The sequence below is a fragment of the Granulicella tundricola MP5ACTX9 genome, assembly GCF_000178975.2.
Taxonomy (GTDB): Bacteria; Acidobacteriota; Terriglobia; order Terriglobales; family Acidobacteriaceae; genus Edaphobacter; species Edaphobacter tundricola.
The window spans coordinates 63,544-80,335 of sequence record NC_015060.1; the positions used below are offsets into that span (position 1 = coordinate 63,544).

13 protein-coding genes are annotated in these 16,792 nt (G+C 55.3%); 8 read left to right on the forward strand and 5 right to left on the reverse strand.

The features are described from left to right. Positions 1-94: 94 nt before the first annotated feature. From ACIX9_RS23055 to ACIX9_RS26185, 6 genes are all read left to right on the forward strand, one after another. Positions 95-1,948 carry an ATP-dependent nuclease gene (locus ACIX9_RS23055; protein WP_013573301.1) on the forward strand — a complete coding sequence of 618 codons (1,854 nt, stop codon included), beginning with the start codon at positions 95-97 and terminating at the stop codon, positions 1,946-1,948. A 2-nt stretch (positions 1,949-1,950) separates the two neighbouring features. Further along, positions 1,951-3,675: a DEAD/DEAH box helicase gene (locus ACIX9_RS23060; RefSeq protein WP_013573302.1), complete on the forward strand. Its 1,725-nt coding sequence runs from the start codon at positions 1,951-1,953 to the stop codon at positions 3,673-3,675. A 357-nt stretch (positions 3,676-4,032) separates the two neighbouring features. Further along, positions 4,033-4,668 carry a recombinase family protein gene (locus tag ACIX9_RS23065; RefSeq protein WP_013573303.1) on the forward strand — a complete coding sequence of 212 codons (636 nt, stop codon included), beginning with the start codon at positions 4,033-4,035 and terminating at the stop codon, positions 4,666-4,668. Positions 4,669-4,751: 83 nt separating this feature from the next. Beyond that, on the forward strand, positions 4,752-5,105 hold the full coding sequence (locus tag ACIX9_RS23070) for an HNH endonuclease (RefSeq protein WP_232298992.1): 354 nt from the start codon (positions 4,752-4,754) through the stop codon (positions 5,103-5,105). A gap of 144 nt (positions 5,106-5,249) precedes the next feature. Further along, the gene (locus tag ACIX9_RS23075; protein WP_013573305.1) at positions 5,250-6,281 is read left to right on the forward strand and encodes an IS110 family RNA-guided transposase; all 1,032 of its coding nucleotides are present in this window, start codon (positions 5,250-5,252) and stop codon (positions 6,279-6,281) included. A 343-nt stretch (positions 6,282-6,624) separates the two neighbouring features. Then, positions 6,625-7,158, forward strand: a complete 534-nt coding sequence (locus tag ACIX9_RS26185; protein ID WP_157478412.1) for a hypothetical protein — start codon at positions 6,625-6,627, stop codon at positions 7,156-7,158. A 55-nt stretch (positions 7,159-7,213) separates the two neighbouring features. Here ACIX9_RS26185 and ACIX9_RS23085 read toward each other — a convergent pair whose 3' ends face one another. From ACIX9_RS23085 to ACIX9_RS23095, 3 genes are all read right to left on the reverse strand, one after another. After that, positions 7,214-9,157, reverse strand: coding sequence for a HEAT repeat domain-containing protein (locus tag ACIX9_RS23085; RefSeq protein WP_013573307.1), 1,944 nt, complete (start codon positions 9,155-9,157; stop codon positions 7,214-7,216). Positions 9,158-9,903: 746 nt separating this feature from the next. Next, entirely contained in the window at positions 9,904-10,857 is a 954-nt protein-coding gene (locus ACIX9_RS23090) for a tyrosine-type recombinase/integrase (RefSeq protein ID WP_013573308.1), read from the reverse strand. Between the two features lie 143 nt (positions 10,858-11,000). Further along, the gene (locus ACIX9_RS23095) at positions 11,001-12,332 is read right to left on the reverse strand and encodes a WD40 repeat domain-containing protein (RefSeq protein WP_013573309.1); all 1,332 of its coding nucleotides are present in this window, start codon (positions 12,330-12,332) and stop codon (positions 11,001-11,003) included. A gap of 483 nt (positions 12,333-12,815) precedes the next feature. On the opposite strand from ACIX9_RS23095, the gene ACIX9_RS26625 reads away from it, so the two are divergent. Then, a complete protein-coding gene (locus tag ACIX9_RS26625; RefSeq protein ID WP_198152265.1) occupies positions 12,816-13,229 on the forward strand; it encodes a hypothetical protein in 414 nt (137 codons plus the stop codon). 172 nt (positions 13,230-13,401) lie between these two features. On the opposite strand, the gene ACIX9_RS23105 is transcribed toward ACIX9_RS26625, so the two are convergent. Next, complete coding sequence (locus ACIX9_RS23105; RefSeq protein WP_157478416.1) at positions 13,402-13,953, reverse strand: hypothetical protein; 552 nt, start codon at positions 13,951-13,953, stop codon at positions 13,402-13,404. Positions 13,954-14,430: 477 nt separating this feature from the next. Here ACIX9_RS23105 and ACIX9_RS23110 point away from each other — a divergent pair, with 477 nt between their 5' ends. Next, the gene (locus ACIX9_RS23110; RefSeq protein WP_013573312.1) at positions 14,431-15,969 is read left to right on the forward strand and encodes an IS3 family transposase; all 1,539 of its coding nucleotides are present in this window, start codon (positions 14,431-14,433) and stop codon (positions 15,967-15,969) included. Positions 15,970-16,389: 420 nt separating this feature from the next. On the opposite strand, the gene ACIX9_RS26195 is transcribed toward ACIX9_RS23110, so the two are convergent. Continuing rightward, the gene (locus ACIX9_RS26195; RefSeq protein WP_198152266.1) at positions 16,390-16,689 is read right to left on the reverse strand and encodes a hypothetical protein; all 300 of its coding nucleotides are present in this window, start codon (positions 16,687-16,689) and stop codon (positions 16,390-16,392) included. Between the last annotated feature and the right edge of the window lie 103 nt (positions 16,690-16,792).

The following is a 16,792-nucleotide window of genomic DNA, read 5'->3' on the forward strand; positions in this document are numbered from 1 at the left end:
TGTCGAAGTTCCAGCGAAGCCTTTGTCAACAGGTAACACTGAGATCAATTTCTAGGTCTGTCCAGTTGTTGGGCATCAACTTCCTCCAGATAGAATGGAGGTCTTCCTTGGAGACGTTGTGTACCTCTCTCAATTGACCATTCGGAACTTCCGAAAACTCGAACGGGTCGACGTTTCGTTCCAATCCGGCCTGAATATTCTCGTCGGCCCGAACAACGTGGGTAAGACAGCCGTTATCGACGCGCTTCGCGCTCTCCTAGGCGGACATGACGAACCACTGCCGCGGCTTTCGAGTGACGACCTGTTTCGGTCGAAGACCGGAGAGGTGGCAACAGCTATTGAATTCGGGTATGTCTTCTCCGGTCTCGATCTTGACGATGAGGCCGACTTCTTGCCATCGCTCATTGCGACCGGACCAGGGAAGTCGTTAGAGGCTCACTTCCACATCCGCTACAGCGATCCGGAAAAGTCCTCTGGACGGCTCCGGGTGAAGCGCTGGAGTGGCGCTCTCGAAGAAAACAGTCTAAACAGCGAAATGACGGAAAACCTGCGTGGGGTGTATCTTCCGCCTCTTCGGGACGTAGCGCTTGGATTACGTCCAAGCCGATCCAGCCAGTTGGCCCGGCTGATTCACATCCTTGCCGATGAAGCCGGTCAGTCCGGCATCGAAAAAGCTCTTGAAAAGCTCGATACAGATCTAAAATCTCACCCGCCCATTATCGACATCCAATTGGCGATTACTGGGCATCACGAGAAGATGCTCGGAGCGCAACTCGCACAAGTGTTGGAAGTGGGGCTTAGCGCGAGTGATTTCCAGAGGTTTTCATCACGGCTCTCATTGATGGTCGATTCGTTTGATGTTGAGCAAAACGGCCTTGGATTCAACAATCTTATTTTTATGACGGTTGTACTGAGCGAGCTTGCGCGAAATCCTGAAATAACCTATCGCGGTCTTATTGTGGAAGAACCTGAAGCCCACCTGCATCCGCACTTGCAGAGCATTTTGTTGCAGTATCTCGAGAAGGTTAAGTCTCTGAAGAAAAGCCAGAAGTCGGCGACGGAGAACTTAGGCGAGAAAGAGCCTCCGGCCGAGTCCGTAGCCGAAGAAGAAGTCGGCGATGAGATCGAGGGGGCGGTTCAAGTGTTCGTCACGAGCCATTCGCCACACTTTGCGAGCATCGCAAAACTATCTTCTCTGGTGTGCCTGGTAGAAGGGGACACTGGAACGAAGAGTTTTTTACCTAGGTCCGTTGTCTTCGACAAGGGCAAACGCGAGAAGCTTGAACGATATCTAGATGTGACGCGTGCCGAGCTGTTCTTCGCCAAACGGATCATTTTTGTCGAGGGTGCCGCTGAACTCATGCTCGTAAGTGTTATGGCACAGAAGTGTGGCTACAATCTCCGTGATTATGCGGTCAGCCTGATAAGCGTTGAAGGTCTCAACTTCGATTGCTTCTTGCCTCTGTTCGGGGAAGATAGCATTCGCGTTCCGGTAGCGGTCATCACAGATGCGGATCCTTTCACTATGGTCGGTGAGGAGTCTGTTCCGGTGTATCCCGGAGCGAATGATGCCATTGAGATTTCAGCGAACGCCAAAGTTCTATTGCAGAGTACAGACCAATTCATCGGGGTGTTCCATGGCCAGAAGACGTTGGAGTACGACTTGGCACTCTTTGAAAGCAACCGTACGCTCATGTTGAAGGCATTGAAGGTGCTGCATCCGGGGATCGGCGCAACTTTGGATAAGGAAGTGGCGGCTGCAAAGGGGGACGCCGCAAAAGCCAAGGTGCTGTTCAGTGGGATGTTCGAAAGGAGCAGCAATAATGTGCAGAAGGGAAGATTCGGGCAAGTTTTGGCGCAAGAGCTGCTCGACGCTAAGAACGATTGCGCTGTCCCTCCCTACATCAAAAAAGCTATCGAGCATGTTTGTTGCGGCAAGAAGGCCTAGGCATGAATGAGCCATCTCTTGAGCAGAAAGCGATCATTCTGGAGAAGCTTCGTCCCCTCTGCGTCATTGCCTGCGCAGGGAGCGGTAAGACGTTCACCGCAGTGCGGCGAATGGACACGATCTGTTCTTTTCTTCCGCAGCGACGAGACAACGTAGCTCTATTGTCCTTTTCGAATGTCGCTGTGGACCTGTTTGGGAAAACCTATCGGGATGACATCGTTACGATGAAGCGCACTCGTTCGTCACAAGTCTGTATCGAGACGTTCGATGGATTCCTGACGTCAAAGATTCTGCGACCGCATGCAAACCGCGTGATGAAGTGCGCTAGCTTACCATTTCTCTTGTCTGGCACAGAGAGCTTCCTTTCCAACCCCAGATACCAGTTCAGGCCGAAAGGTCAGCAGTTTCCGATCAAAGTTGATACGGTTGAGGCATTTCTCCATGACGGACGTACGGTATTTTTCGGACGGTATCAAAAGGCGCAGGTGGAACTTGAGCGAGCATTACAGACTGTTGAAGCCCTGGGAGCTCTCGGAGCTTACACGCATAATCTTGGGCGCTATTGGGCCTATCGTGTGCTGCGAGAAGAGCCACGCATTCTGAAGGCATTGGCCAGAAAGTTCTCACAGATCGTCATCGATGAAGCGCAGGACGTTGGGTCGAGTCACATCGCGATTGTTGAACTCCTTGCAGAAGCTGGCTCGCAGGTAACGCTGATCGGCGATCCCAACCAAGCGATCTACGAGTTTTGCGGGGCTGATGGAAACTACCTTAAGCGCTATGCCTTACGCAAAGGTGTGCTCAAGAAAGAACTCACCATCAATCGACGTTCGGTGCCTCGTATCGTTGCCGTGGCGAATTCTCTCTCCAAGCGCGATGACTCAGCCTTTCGGAGCACTCCCGCCTCTCACAATGGGGCATACTTTGTCCGGTACGATAAAGGCGAGGAGTCGCAGGTTATCGAAGCCTTCGAGAAGGCCGTGTTGGCCGCAGGCCTTGACCTATCCCGTTCAGCAATCGTCTGCCGAGCGAACGAAAGAAAGAAACGGCTCCGTAACTTCGGTAGCGAGGTAGGGCAAGGAGTGACGAAGCAATTCGCAGCGGCGGCGATGGCTCGCGATTCTGCGGGGGACTACCAACAAGCATTCCGGCTGACTGCGAGAGCAGTGGTGATGCTGCTCAAGTCTCCGCCCGATCATCTGTGCTCGCGCATGCTTGATGTCTCTCGATATCCGGAGTATCGAAGTTTGCGCAGGATTGTGTGGGGGTTTACCCGTCAACCCGAAAGCGGCTTGCCAAGTGCGACACTAAAAACCGCGTCCGAGTGGCATCCAGCTCTTCTTGTACGAGTGAAGGCGCTACTCCAGAAATTGAACAAGGAGTACGGCTTTTCAGAAATGCCGAACATAGGGATGAAGCTGGCGAAGAAGCAGCTTCCAGACCTCCCGATGGTTCAGACAAATCAACAGAAAATCATCGTCGATGCTCGATTGCGAGTTGAGACGGTACACGGCGTCAAGGGGGAGAGTCTCGACGCAGTCCTGTACATGGCGGAGCGCGCCCATCTGAAGGCGCTGCTCGACGGAACAGGATCAGAGACTGGCCGCATCGGCTATGTCGCAGTTACGCGGGCACGCGATCTCTTTTGGCTTGGTATCTTGACTGCAGACGCAACTCTTCACCAGAAAGAACTTGTAGCTCATTCGTTCATCGAGGTGTCGGCTTAGGTCGCCGGCGGAACTGCACTTGTTCATCGTCTGCGACAGATTTAGTCCACGGGAGCTTCTCCATAGACTGAACTAGAGACTTTCACGGACTGTGTTGGTGTTCTCCGTCTATCTCATTGCAAATGAGTTGATCCCTTGTAATGAGCGAAAGTGCCCTCTAGTGTATCTAAAAGAGATCTAGGGTCTCCGTGCAAAATTGAATTCGAAGTTTGATTGGCCATTGGAAGACGCGCAATGCAAGTAACCAAGGAAGTCAAGGAAATCACTCAAATGTTGGATAGAGTCCTTTAGGGTATACCGTATCGCCACGTTGCATCATTGGCTTCAGCCTAGTGGCATAGGGTTGATTTCTGGTTTATGCTACAGGCAATGCCGAAAGTAGTAAAGCCTAATGCTACACACCACCCGCCGAAGGGACAGACGGTCGGGTACGTCAGGGTGAGCAGCTTCGAACAGAACGAGAACCGCCAGCTCGAAGGGCTGGAGGTGGACCGCGTATTCCTCGATAAAGCTTCGGGCAAGAACATCCAACGCCCCCAACTCGAAGCTCTGATGAAGTTCGTCCGGGAAGGCGACACGGTTGTATGTCACTCGATGGATCGCCTAGGCCGGAATTTGGTAGACCTGCGAAAGACAGTCGGGGAACTGACTTCGCGGAAGATTGGGGTCCGTTTCATCAAAGAAAATCTAACTCTGACCGGCGACGACTCGCCGATGGCTACGTTGCTTCTTAATATGATGGGCTCGTTCGCGGAGTTCGAAGTGGCGTGGAGCCGGGAACGCCAGCGGGAGGGGATTGAGCTGGCAAAGCGGGATGGTGTCTATAAAGGTCGCAAGCGCCTGTTGACGCCGGATCGGGCCTCTGAGTTGACCCGTCGGCTTGGTTTGGGCGAAAGCAAAGCTGCCTTAGCGCGTGAGTTCAAATTGGATCGGACTACGGTCTATCGCTACATCGGACGAGCTAAGGCTCAACCTGAAAGGGCGGGGAAGTGACGCGTCTCGCTCAAAGGGTGATGCACTGCCCATGCGGAAAAGCAAAGGTCCTGGCATTGGGCTTGTGCTCGACCTGCTACACATTGAAGCGGCAGGATGAGGAGTACTTCGGTGGCCTGCGCGAAGCGGTTCTGGAGCGTGACGGCTACCGTTGCCGCGTTTGTGATGCTTCCGGTCGTGACAAGTGGTCCATCATCGTTCACCACCGGAGACCCGGTAAGTCGGTCCTGAAGCTGATGCTTTCGCTGTGCCCTGGCTGCCATGCCAAGGTTCACCGCACAAAAGCAGTGCTTTCGGCCATGCCGCCGCTGCTCTTGGAACTATGGCGTGAGCAGCATCCCAAAGGTCATGAACAGAAGCAACTCGACTTCAGTTCAAGAAAGCCGGCGGCGAAACTGATTCCACTCTTCAGAGACGAAAAGGAATCGAGCGGTTAGGGTTCTGGTCGCTGCTGGTGTAAATGCGTTATCAGGACCAATACGTGCAGGTTGCCGACAACGCCGTTAATGAGATGGTCCGCCGCTTGATCTCCACCCGGAAGGTAGGCGATTGTGTTGGCAGGTACAAGGAGGATCATCGACATGCAGATTCATTCGGTTGGCATAGATCTGGGTAAGACGACCTTTCACCTCGTAGCCCTGAGCGCAGCTGGCAAGGTGCTGTTGCGCAAGAAGTTCACTCAGAAGCAACTGATCACCTTCACCGCGAACATGCAGACCTCCTTGATCGGGATGGAGGCATGTTCAGGAGCGCACTTCCTGGGCCGGGCTTTGCGAGCGCAAGGCCACGACGTGAAGCTGATTCCAGCGCAGTTTGTAAAGCCGTTCGTGAAGTCGAATAAGAACGACTTCCTGGATGCTGAGGCGATCGCTGAAGCCGTCGACCGACAGAACATGCGCTTCGTTCCGATCAAGACCGACGATCAGCTCGACCTGCAAGCCATGCATCGTGTGCGTGACAGGCTTGTCGCTCGCCGGACGTCCGTGATCAACCAGCTGCGAGCCTTTCTGCTGGAGCGCGGCATGGTTTTCGCCAAGACTCCCATCAAGTTGAGACAAGCGATGCCAGAGATACTCGAGAACGCGGAGTCGAACCTGACGCCACGCATGCGCAACCTTGTCAGCCTGCTCTGGAGCGAGTGGAAGGATCTTCAGCAGCAGATCGTTGCGATGAACGAAGAGGTCGAGCAGATCGCTTCTTCCGACCCCGCATGCCAACGGCTGAGACAAATCCCCGGCATCGGCCCCTTGGTCGCAACCGCAATCGTCGCTGCGATCGGCAACGGAGCAGCCTTCCATAAGGGCCGAGAGTTCTCCGCATGGCTTGGACTTGTACCCCGACAGCACTCGACCGGCGGCAAGGCGAGACTCTTCGGCATCAGCAAGCGAGGTAACCGCTACCTGAGAAAGCTGCTCGTCCATGGCGCCCGATCAGCAGTTCTCATCGTCAAGCGAGAGCGTTCCCCGTTTGGGCCTTGGCTTGATGGTCTGGAACAACGAGCACCGGTGAAGGTCGTCATTACAGCCGCAGCCAACAAGCTTGCTCGTATGGCCTGGGCGGTGCTCTCAAGCGGCAATGACTACCGCCCAGCAACGGCTCCGATGCCGGCCTGAGCAGGCGCGGAAAAGACGCCTTCGGCTTGGAAGCGCAGAATCGCGCTCCCACTTTACCGCACCACGACGACGATTTAGAGTTCCCACCAAGGTCTGCACTGGACAGCTAAGACGACCGAACAGTTCCCAACGGCGTGCTCAAAACCTGCTCCCGAAAATGGTCTTCCATGACCGTGCCGTTTATCAGGTAGAGCACGCAGCGCAACTCATCATGGCCAGGAGACTAGACCCTCCACCCAAAGGCCGAATACATTTGCGCAGACCTGTCGATGTCGCCCTTCGCTTTTCCCTTGCAGTCGTGCGGCGGACCATACATTTGCGGGAGTCATGTAAGAATCGCGTCATGAAAAAGCTCGTTCTCATAGTCGTGATGGCGATCAGCTTTTTCCTTCTTTTCCCTGTGTCATGGCGCATCGGACAGAGGTTCTTCACCCGTCCCTTCAATAAGAAGTTTTACGATCCCATCCTGTTGGTCTGTCGGGACCACGTCGAGTTTCGCCTTTGGCATGAACTCGGCGGGAGCGAACCCGCTTCCGCCTTAGGTGAAGGATGCACCCTGCAAGTAACCCCGGAACGGCAAAGATGGGTAGAGGAAGTTGTTCCGCAGATGAAATCTCCCGGAGATTCATCGTGGACAGTGCGCGTGAAGCAACTTGGAGAAAACAGGCAATGGATTGACCTGGAATTATTGGGTGATGGCATTGCGGGCATGATCTACGAGGTACGGGGGAACGAGATCACTCCGCTTAACTCTCGATTGACCGGACCGGAAGGGCAGCTTTACGTCCTCGTTGTCAATCTTCTCTTGTGGGTTGCAATATGGATCGTTGTCTGGGGAATTAGACCCTGGGTTGTTAGAGTCAGCATCCACAAATGAACGACTCCCGAAAAGTCGCATCTTCGGCAATGTCGCCCACCCGAAGCAGCGGTGCCTACTTCTGAGTGTCCCCACGAGCCTGCTCGACACCACGTCCCCAGACAACGCCGTACGAACTCGGCGTCATGTGAAAGTGGCGCTCGCGTCCCCAGGCAAACCCCGCATCTTCTAGCAGCACATCCCCGCAGGTCAGGAAGGTCTCCGCCATCTCCTGGGCCTCCATCGTATTGTCAAATCTCTTCAGCGCCCTGGCCAGCGAATCCTCTGATCCCAGCTCGCCAAGGACCACATAATATCGGTAGTCCCCGGCAAGCACCGCGAGGTTCAGCTCTCTCAACGCCGTCCTCAGCGCAGTATCTCGTTTCTTCTTCAGCGCAGCATCCAGCCGAGCCTCAGGCACAAAAGCAAGCGTCAGCGCGGCCAGTCGCCTGGTCTCCTGATCGGCATCATGAAACAGTGCGATCATCGGTTCGACAACCGCTGGCCCAAACACCCTCAGGAGATCTGGAACTTGCCCCCGCCCGGAATGAGGAGTTTTCAGCGACTCCATCAGAGGCGCGATGACCCGCTCGTCGTGAAGAGCTGCCAGAACCTTTGCCGCCGCAAAGAAGCATGTACCGGTCACCTCATGAGCTCTAGCAGCCGCCCTCTCCATGTCCAGACGGGTAGCCATCCCCACGAGTCCCGGCGCATCCGGACCCGAGTAAGGCGTATGGAGCAAGGCAACTAACTCCGTAACCGCTCGAGGATCATGCGTGGCAGCCAGGTAGCCGACTGCCTGGGGGCAGCTCCGCGAGTCGTGCACCTGCTCCAGCAGCCATTCATAAGCCGCGGGCCCCATATGCGCCAGTGCCTGGTAAAACGGTTGCTTGTCATTGTTGGACGGGCTCACAAGGCCTGCACTCAGCGCCTTTACCGCACGCACATCCTGCGTCTTGCCCAGGGACTTCGCCGCCGTCATCCGGACGCCGGAGTCTCCATCTGCAAGTGCAGCAATCAAGAAGTCTGTGACTGCTCTGTCCCCTGGAATTCCCAACCCCTCGAGCGCTCGCAGCCGCGTGCTTCGATCCGGGATGCTCCTGTACTCCGCCATCAACACCGGGACCACCTCCGGCTGATGAAATCGCATTAGCCAACCGATGGCATTGGCACGAATCCCAGCGTCATCGCTTTTCAGTGCATCGATCAACGGAGCCACCGCTCGCGGATCTCCTGACTGCCCAAGCGCGCCCCAGGCACTGAGCTGCACCGCCCGCACCGGATCGTGAGTCGCTGCCAGCAGAGCAGCAAATGCCCGCGGATCATCCATGCGATCCAGCAACCGCACGACAACCTCACGAACGGTGGCATCCGGATCCTTCGTCTCCGCCATGACAGTATCTGCCGTCCGCGAATCGTGAAATGAGCTGAGAGCGACCACCACAGAGCGCCTTACCGCGGCATCCGGATCATGAATTGCCGCCAGGAGCGGCGTCACGGCAGCAGAGTCCTTGAGCGTGGCGAGCGCCTCTGCGACCCCGCCTCTCACTTTGGGATTGCTATCGTGAAGCGCTTCGATCAACGCCGGAACCGCAGCGTGTCCCATCCGTGTAAGGCTCATTCCTCCGCCGCGATGATCAGCGAGTGCGCTGATCATCGCCGGGATCGCACGAGGATCTTGCAGGTCGCCCAGGGTGAACCCCGCCGCCATGGACACATCTCCGTTCGGATCGCTCAGGGCTGCTATCAGCGGTGGCACCTCCCTCGGCTCCTTAAAACCACTCAGTGAAGAAGCCGCAATCATCCGCACCAGCGAATCAGGATCCTTCAGGGACGCCAGCAGTGGATCGATTGCTCGAGCATCCTTGAACTGACCTAGCGCTATTACGGCAATCGTGCGAACGACCGGATCGGCATCCTGCAACCTGACAATCTGAAGCTGAACGTTATCTACCTGCGCCTGCGCTAGCAACCCGAACGACGTGAGACATAAGCAGAGTAGTGCTTTTGAAGCTCCCATGGTCTTGATCGAACCTCAGCCTCTCATACCGCTTCAGGTTTTGGCAGCAATTCAACCATTGACAGCCCATCGCAGTATGACGTCCATCAGGCAGCGAGACCATCCCCCGTTTGGGGGCGAGCTTATCCTCCTTGCCTCAGAAGCAAGCAAAATTGCTTGGTCTCTAGGCCACGTCTGAGACCTTGACGTTCCCGCGAAGTCGTTGCTTTGAGCAATCTCGCCCATTCCGCCATCCGGGATTGGCCGAAGTTGCTCAGAACCCCGTTTCTGAGGCAGTGACTATCAGGCTGTCGCCCCTGCTGCAATCAAGAGCGCGACTGTAAAGGTGAAAACCAGTAGGTTCAGCGACGGTAATGGGAAGCGCGACAGACCTCGACTGTAACGAATCAAGAAGTACATCGAGCAACAACCAAGGAGAAGTGAGGCGAACGGAAGAAGCAAAGTGCTGGTGGCGGCAACTGTACTTGGAGCGGATGTGACACTTCGCAGAAGAGGAAGCACTTGCAGGGGCGGCACAAGAGCTTGCGTCAACAAGAGTTGCAGTCCCACGCGCTGCTGCTCCGCGACTCGATTGTCACCTGAGACAACCGACCGGCCGGAACGTAACAGAGCAACTAAAGCTACGACCGGTGGAAATGCCAAGATGACACCGATACAAATGAAAAGCCACGTAAGACGCATCGAAGATCGGCCTCTTGCATAGGATTGTAGCCTCTTGCAAAGTCTGGTTTTCGGCAGTGGCGCGCCTATGGCCCCCCAGAATCTGGCTCCAGGCCGATCTTGTCGTTGACCGCAGAGGCGAGGCGCTGGCGTGAGCCGAGGTAGCGTTCCGTCGTCTCTGCCGAGCGATGACCGAGCAGAAACTGGATTTGCTCCAATTCGCCTCCGGCAGCATGGCACAGCCGGGCACAGGTGCGACGGAGGTCGTGAGGAGCCAATTTTTCGATTCCCGCAGTCTCCGCTCGTCGTCTGACGATCCACCAGACAAGCTTTTCGCTAATGCGTGGCCCCCAGACCGTTCCGGTGCGGCTCACACGCCTGAAGATCGCGCCTTCACTGATGGAAGCGGCGATGACCCACCGGTCCAGTGCTACCTTGACCCAGCTCGGAACAGGCACCGTTCGAATGTGTCCGCACTTACCAAAGAGATTGACGATCGCCCAATGCCCATCACGCTGCTGGTGACCCAGGGTGAGGGAAGTCAGCTCTGCTCTACGAAGCCCACAGCCCAGAAGAAGGGCCAGAACGGCATAATCCCGCTTGTCCCTGGTGGAATTGCTCGCCGGCACCGCGAGCAGCTTCTTTCCTTGATCGGCGGTGAGCCAGTTGCCGAGACGCATGCCAAGCCGCTTTACTCCCTTTACACGGCGAATGCCGGCGGCGAGATCCGGGTTGAGAAGGCCATTGTCTGACGCCTCATAGGCTAGCCGACGCACGGCGGCAAGCCCGAGATTGATCGTCGCCGGAGCAAGACGGCGGCTTTCCAGCTCGTACCGATACCTCAGAACCACCGTTCGTCCAAAGGCAAGCCGTGGCTCGGAGCAGTACCAGGTGATGAAGTCCTCGATCGCAGCGCCATAGGTTCGCTTGGAGGCTGCAGAGCCCAGGCTCTGCAGGACAGAACTTTTAGAGTGGTCGAGGTCCGGCAGGCGTAAGATCGTCCTCGTCGAACGGGTTTTCGGCTTGCGCTTCTGAGTCATGGAGGCGGCCTCCCTTGCCGCGCACCCATGATCAGGCTCCCCACAAACACCCAAAACCTGAGACTTCCGAAAACAACGACTTTGCGGGAGCCGCCTAAATGGAAGGTTAGCAATTCGTCCGGAACATCAGCCAAGTTTACCGCTCAACGCCATGAAAAGACCTGAATCTCTCCCACGAGCTTGTCCTGGCCGGGGCGGTCGAAGTTCGGCCAGAGTGCAACGACTGACTTGCCGTTGTCGCTCAGTTGCAGGTCAGGTACTGATTCGCTGTCTTCACAGGCTCCCAGCACGAGCCAATGACATTTATGCTGCTGGACCCGCAACTTAGGGGACCGCACTAGAATCTTTCCGCTCTCGCGGTCCCAAACTGTAAATCGCGCGTTCGTGATCTTCAACTCACCCGAAACGCCATTGCAGTCTCTGCAGAACTTCTCCACCCCGGTATAACCAAATACCTCGCGGCCATCGGCCGACGCGCCCGAAAATCGGTATGCCTCCGCCCCTTCCGCACCAAACGTCTTGATTTGTTCCTTGGACTGTGGCTCCAAGACTCGAATCGTGCGCCCATAGGGCATCACACTGTCGTCGCACATTACCTTTTGGCATAGCGGTAAGCCGACGACCAACGCATTTTCTCCGCTAAACGAGAGCTGATATCGGTTTAACCCTTTTCGATCCCCGAAATCCAGCCGCTGTATCAACTTTCCACTAGCGCGATCTACCACTTCTGCCACTTCATCGTACTCGTCGTATGGACCTGCTGGCTGCATGTTCCAAACATCCGCCGCTACCTTCGATCCGTCTGGCGAGATCGCCACTCCGTCCCCTTGAATCCCATCGAAGCTCTCAGTCAGGTCCGCTGTTTCAGCACCGGCATCAAAATCGAATACTTTAACGACGTTCTTACCGTTCATCCAGACTCGCAATGCCGCAAAGGCGCTACCAGCGGAGCAACTAAGTTCAATCGCGTTATACCCGCTCACTTCCCGCAAGGGTCGAGGAGTACCGCCTTGATGTAATCCCACGGGTATTTCAGCCAATGCAATTGCGGCATGGACGGTGTAATCTTTTGTATCGATGATGTAGATCTTGTTTAGCCTGTCGAATGCCGCAAGGTACTTGCCTTGATCACAGAATTGCAGCAGCGGCGACACCCTCAATTGACCTCCTTTATCCCAGGACACCTTTGGTAAATAGACTTTATTCACCTCATGTCCAGAAGTCACATCCCAGATTTCAATTGCATCCGCTGGGGCGCCACTTACGAAACCTAGCGTGGCAACCGTGCTGCCGTCTGGAGAAATTGTGACTGAGTAGGGGTCTCCTCTAAGGGGCAGCCGGTGAATTCTTATATCTCCTATGGCCCCCGCTGTTTGGGCATACCTAAGACCCAGATAACAACTCACGGCCACTGCGAGACACGCCAGCGCACCGAAGGCCAGCAACATTCGTTTTGACTTATATTTCATCATCATGCGCGAGGCCCGCTACACAGTCAGCGTCTTCTTATATCTCTCTCCAAGCTGTTCGGCAATCACCCGTTAGTTCTCCGGAAAATAGAATGATATCGGGAAGAGTGACACGATGCGCTCGTGCACGGAAAACGGCATTGTCGCCAACTTCGCCCCTCTCAAACGGTCAAGACGCTATGATTGCCGAAAACGCCGACTTTTCGCGACGTTCGTTTCCGCCCTAACGACCCTGCGGAATGCCGTAGCTGGGACTTTAGCGGGATGCACGACAAGCCGCAACTGAGCCATACTTGGGACGTGGCCACAAGCATACCTGCCAAAACGAGCTTGCCAGATGATCAATCGCTTGATGTTCACCGGTACCGCGCGTCATCGGGAAACATGGCAGTGAGCGTGATATCGGCCGCGATAGTGTCCTCTATAGGTGCTTGGCTCTGCACGGGGATGATTGTTCCGCATCTCCGTGTGAGGCTTGCACATCAGGGCATGAGCATCACAGTCAACCTAGTCGTAGCAGCGACCTTCTTGGTTCTAGGACTTTTCGGGATGATTCGAACATTCCAGTGGCGCCTGACGATCACGAATGCGTGGGTTGAAGTCGACAACGGATTCAGAAGTCATTTCATTCCGTTTACGGAAATTTCTGGCCGTCGATCTGCGGCGGGTCGGGGTACAAGCGGAATATACCTCTACCGTCGAGGCGATTCGCGGGTCTATGTGAATGAGTCGATGTTCCGACTAGATGACTACTACCAACAATGGCAGGCTTCCATCTATGACCTCGATAAGGCGGACAGGCTCGAGCGCAAGGCATGCGGCAAAGAGACCCCGACGGACTGGTTCGCCACCGACAACGAAAAACAGAACCCAGCGATCGGCGGCCCCGAGGCAGTCGCCTAACTCGTAGAGAACGCCTCTCGTCCTCTCCCTTGTGAAATCTTCGACAAACTCCCGCACACGGGGCGATCTAAACTTCGCATCCCACGGCCACCAGCAGTAACGTTGCCGAAAACACGACTTTTCGGAGATGACGTTGAAGCTCTTCAGAAGGCGAAGCTAGCTTTCTCTGGTGTCAGGCCGTAATGTCTCCGAGATCGGGAACGGAGGCAATCCATGATTCATAGAATTGATCCACCACGAAGTTGGAATGGATCACAATCTTCGGGAAGCGTCTTGCCTTCGGGATAAGGACAGTTTGCGGTCCCTGCTTTCCCCAGCGGATCCGTTTTCCTATCACTTCGTTTCGATCCAGCTCTCGGAAGCCGAAGGTAAATTCAGTCCCGATCTTGGTGTCTGACAGGATGAGGACTCGACGCCAATAGCTTCGAGCCTGACTCGCGCCTATGATTGCGAGCCCGAGACCTGCGAGGGGGCCAAGATAAGCATTGAGCCAAGCAGTCATGCTGGGTCGAACGGGAAGCAAGGCATGTTCCACCGTCAGCAGAAAGAGACACGTCCCGACAAGCACATAAAACGAGCCCGCAACGAGGAAGAATCGTCTCAGTCTCTGCGATGGTCGATAGATGTGCGCGTTCGTGTCTTGTCTGAGATCCATACGCCGTCCAGGCAGATAGGTTACCGTCGATTGCGTGAGATGACCATGACGCATACGTGGGAGTTCCAACTGCGTTCCTTCCAAACGGCGTTCTGGGAAACTTCGGCCCCGCCGAGCCGACCTTGGTCGGCCGAGATTGCCGACAACACGACTTCCCGGGAGCTTAGCTCGATACATGGTCCTTCTGTGGCGAACGATTCGGCGTGAAGGCCGAAACGACAAGAATAGAGACTGCGATCCATAAGCACTTATCCAGCGCCGCATCTGTTCCCCAAAGGGTATTTGCGCTGAGTCCTGCCTGGTAGACATGGACTTCAGTTAAGACGTGCGCGAGAAGAAGAAGTACGTCCGCGATTGCGGCAGCACGCATCGACCAGATGGCGAGGAGTAAGCACGGCGTAAGAAGCGTCCATGCAAAGGTGTGCGGCCAGCACTCGATTCCGGGACAGAATCCATAAAGATCGTGCCGAAGATGGAGACATAGAGACTGATTGATCCGGCAAGAAGGGGGTGCGGACGAAAAGTTGGACTCTTTGGAGGTAGTCCATGTATTCCTACGAAGATCGCATTCGGGCGGTTCGTCTCTATGTAGAGCTCGGCAAACGCGGCGCAGCTACCGTCCGTCAGCTGGGTTACCCGACAATTAGGGCTTTGAACAGATGGCATAAGCAATACCAACGAGGTCATGATTTACCCGCGGGCTATGTGCGTTTGAGGCCGAAGTATTCGGCTGAGGAGAAGCAAGCGGCCGTGGATCACTATCTGAATCATGGTCAGTGTCTGGCCTGGACCTCGAAATCTCTCGCATATCCCGGGCGCGGGACGCTGGCAAGGTGGGTCGATGAGCAGCGGCCCGAAGCCAGAAAACGCATTGTTGGAAAAGTCGGAGCTCTCCCTCAGCCTCGAGAGACGAAAGAGGCTGCAGTCATCGAGCTGTGCATGCGACAGGAGAGTGCACGCGTCATTGCTCAAAGGGTAGGCGTGAGCAGGCCCACGTTGTACAACTGGAAGAATGAGCTGCTCGGTCGTGAGGTTCCCACAACCATGAAACGCCACAACGACCCACCGCTTGCTTCTGAGCGGACAGCCCTGGAAGGGCAAGTCGAATCTCTCCAGCGCGATATCCAGCAGTTGCAGCTGGAATACGACCTCTTGAAGAAAGCCAATGAATTACTAAAAAAAGATCTGGGCATCGACCTGCATCTGCTGACCAACCGGGAAAAGACGTTGTTGGTTGATGCCCTGAGACAAACTTACCCGCTGTCGCAACTCTTCGGTGCCCTGGGACTCGCCCGCAGTTCCTACTTTTATCACCGGGCACGACTACAAGTCGCTGAGAAGTATGCCGGCCTGCGTGATGTCATTACCGAGATATTCAAAGGGAATCACTCCTGTTACGGCTATCGCCGGATGCGAGCGGCCCTGGTTAGACGGAATATTTCTCTCTCAGAGAAAGTCTTGCGGCGTCTGATGAAACAGGAAGGTCTGGCAGTTTCCACTGCGAGACGCCGTCGCTACGGATCTTACCTGGGAGAAATCAGCCCTGCTCCAGAGAACCTCATCAACCGCGACTTTCGGGCCGCAGCCCCGAATGAGAAGTGGCTCACCGACATCACCGAGTTCCAGATCTCAGCCGGCAAGGTATATCTATCGCCGATCATCGACTGCTTTGATGGGTTGGTGATCAGCTGGTCGATCGGCATGCGTCCAGACGCCGAGTTCGTGAACACCATGCTGGATGCTGCCATCGAGACGATGGCCAAGCGTGACAGCCGACCTGTGATCCACTCCGATCGCGGTGCTCATTATCGCTGGCCTGGGTGGCTGACACGGATAAGCGATGCAGGTCTCGTCCGCTCGATGTCGCGTAAAGGCTGTACCCCCGATAACGCAGCCTGCGAAGGCTTCTTCGGGCGACTAAAAACGGAGTTCTTCTACTCTCGGAACTGGAAGACTACGAGCATCGAGCAATTCATCAAGGAAGTTGATGCTTACATCCGCTGGTATAACGAAAAGCGGATCAAGATCTCACTTGGCTCACTCAGCCCTCTCGAATATCGGGAGAAACTAGGACTTGCAGCATAAACAAGTCCAACTTTTCGTCCGCACCCCCGAACGAACCCAATCCATCGAACTTGCTCGAGCTTGAGCCCACTAGTCTTCGGCATTGCGGCAGTATATCCCTGGATGCCAAAGCGTGTGAGACTGCCGAAACACCGACTTTTGGGGCAGTAGACTTGTCTTGGGCCTATTGTGCTGAGAAGATGGTCACATGAGCACCGTGGGAATGAAGTCGGAGAGCTTCGCCGCAATCATCATTTTCGTGTTTCTCATGCCGCCGCTTTGGAGTTCTCTGTGGCATGAGCACCCGTGGTTGACGGTTGCTTGGCTCCTCTGTTGGTTAGGTGTTTTCATCGGCTACATTGCCCATGTAAGACGAGGGCGCAGGACCTTGAGCTAAATGTTCGACCTTGCCGATGACGCGACCGTGCCGGAGTTCAGGTCTTAAATCGTTGAGCCGTCTTCGCCACGATCTTGGGCGAACTTATGCTGCATATCAGACCAGTCGATTTCGGCGCCAACAAACGCAGGAATGACCGCTGAGAAAAACATGTCGGCCCATGAGCTAATTCCTGGAGTAGCAAGCCATCCAGCCTTGAAGCATGTCACGTGAACCAAACGGACAAACGCATAGCAACCGAACCAAATGAGCAGATTCAAGACAAGGTTCCAAAGGCGGCCTCGTTTTTGCATCTTTGCCCAACGTTCGGGAGTGCGCCGGTCCTGAAACCATCTCCATGTCATGACTGGAGAATACAAGATTCGCAATCTCGCGAAAACGGCGATTGTCGGCAGCTTCTACCCGCTTGGACGGGGTAGGAACCATCGACGTTTCCGAAAACAACGA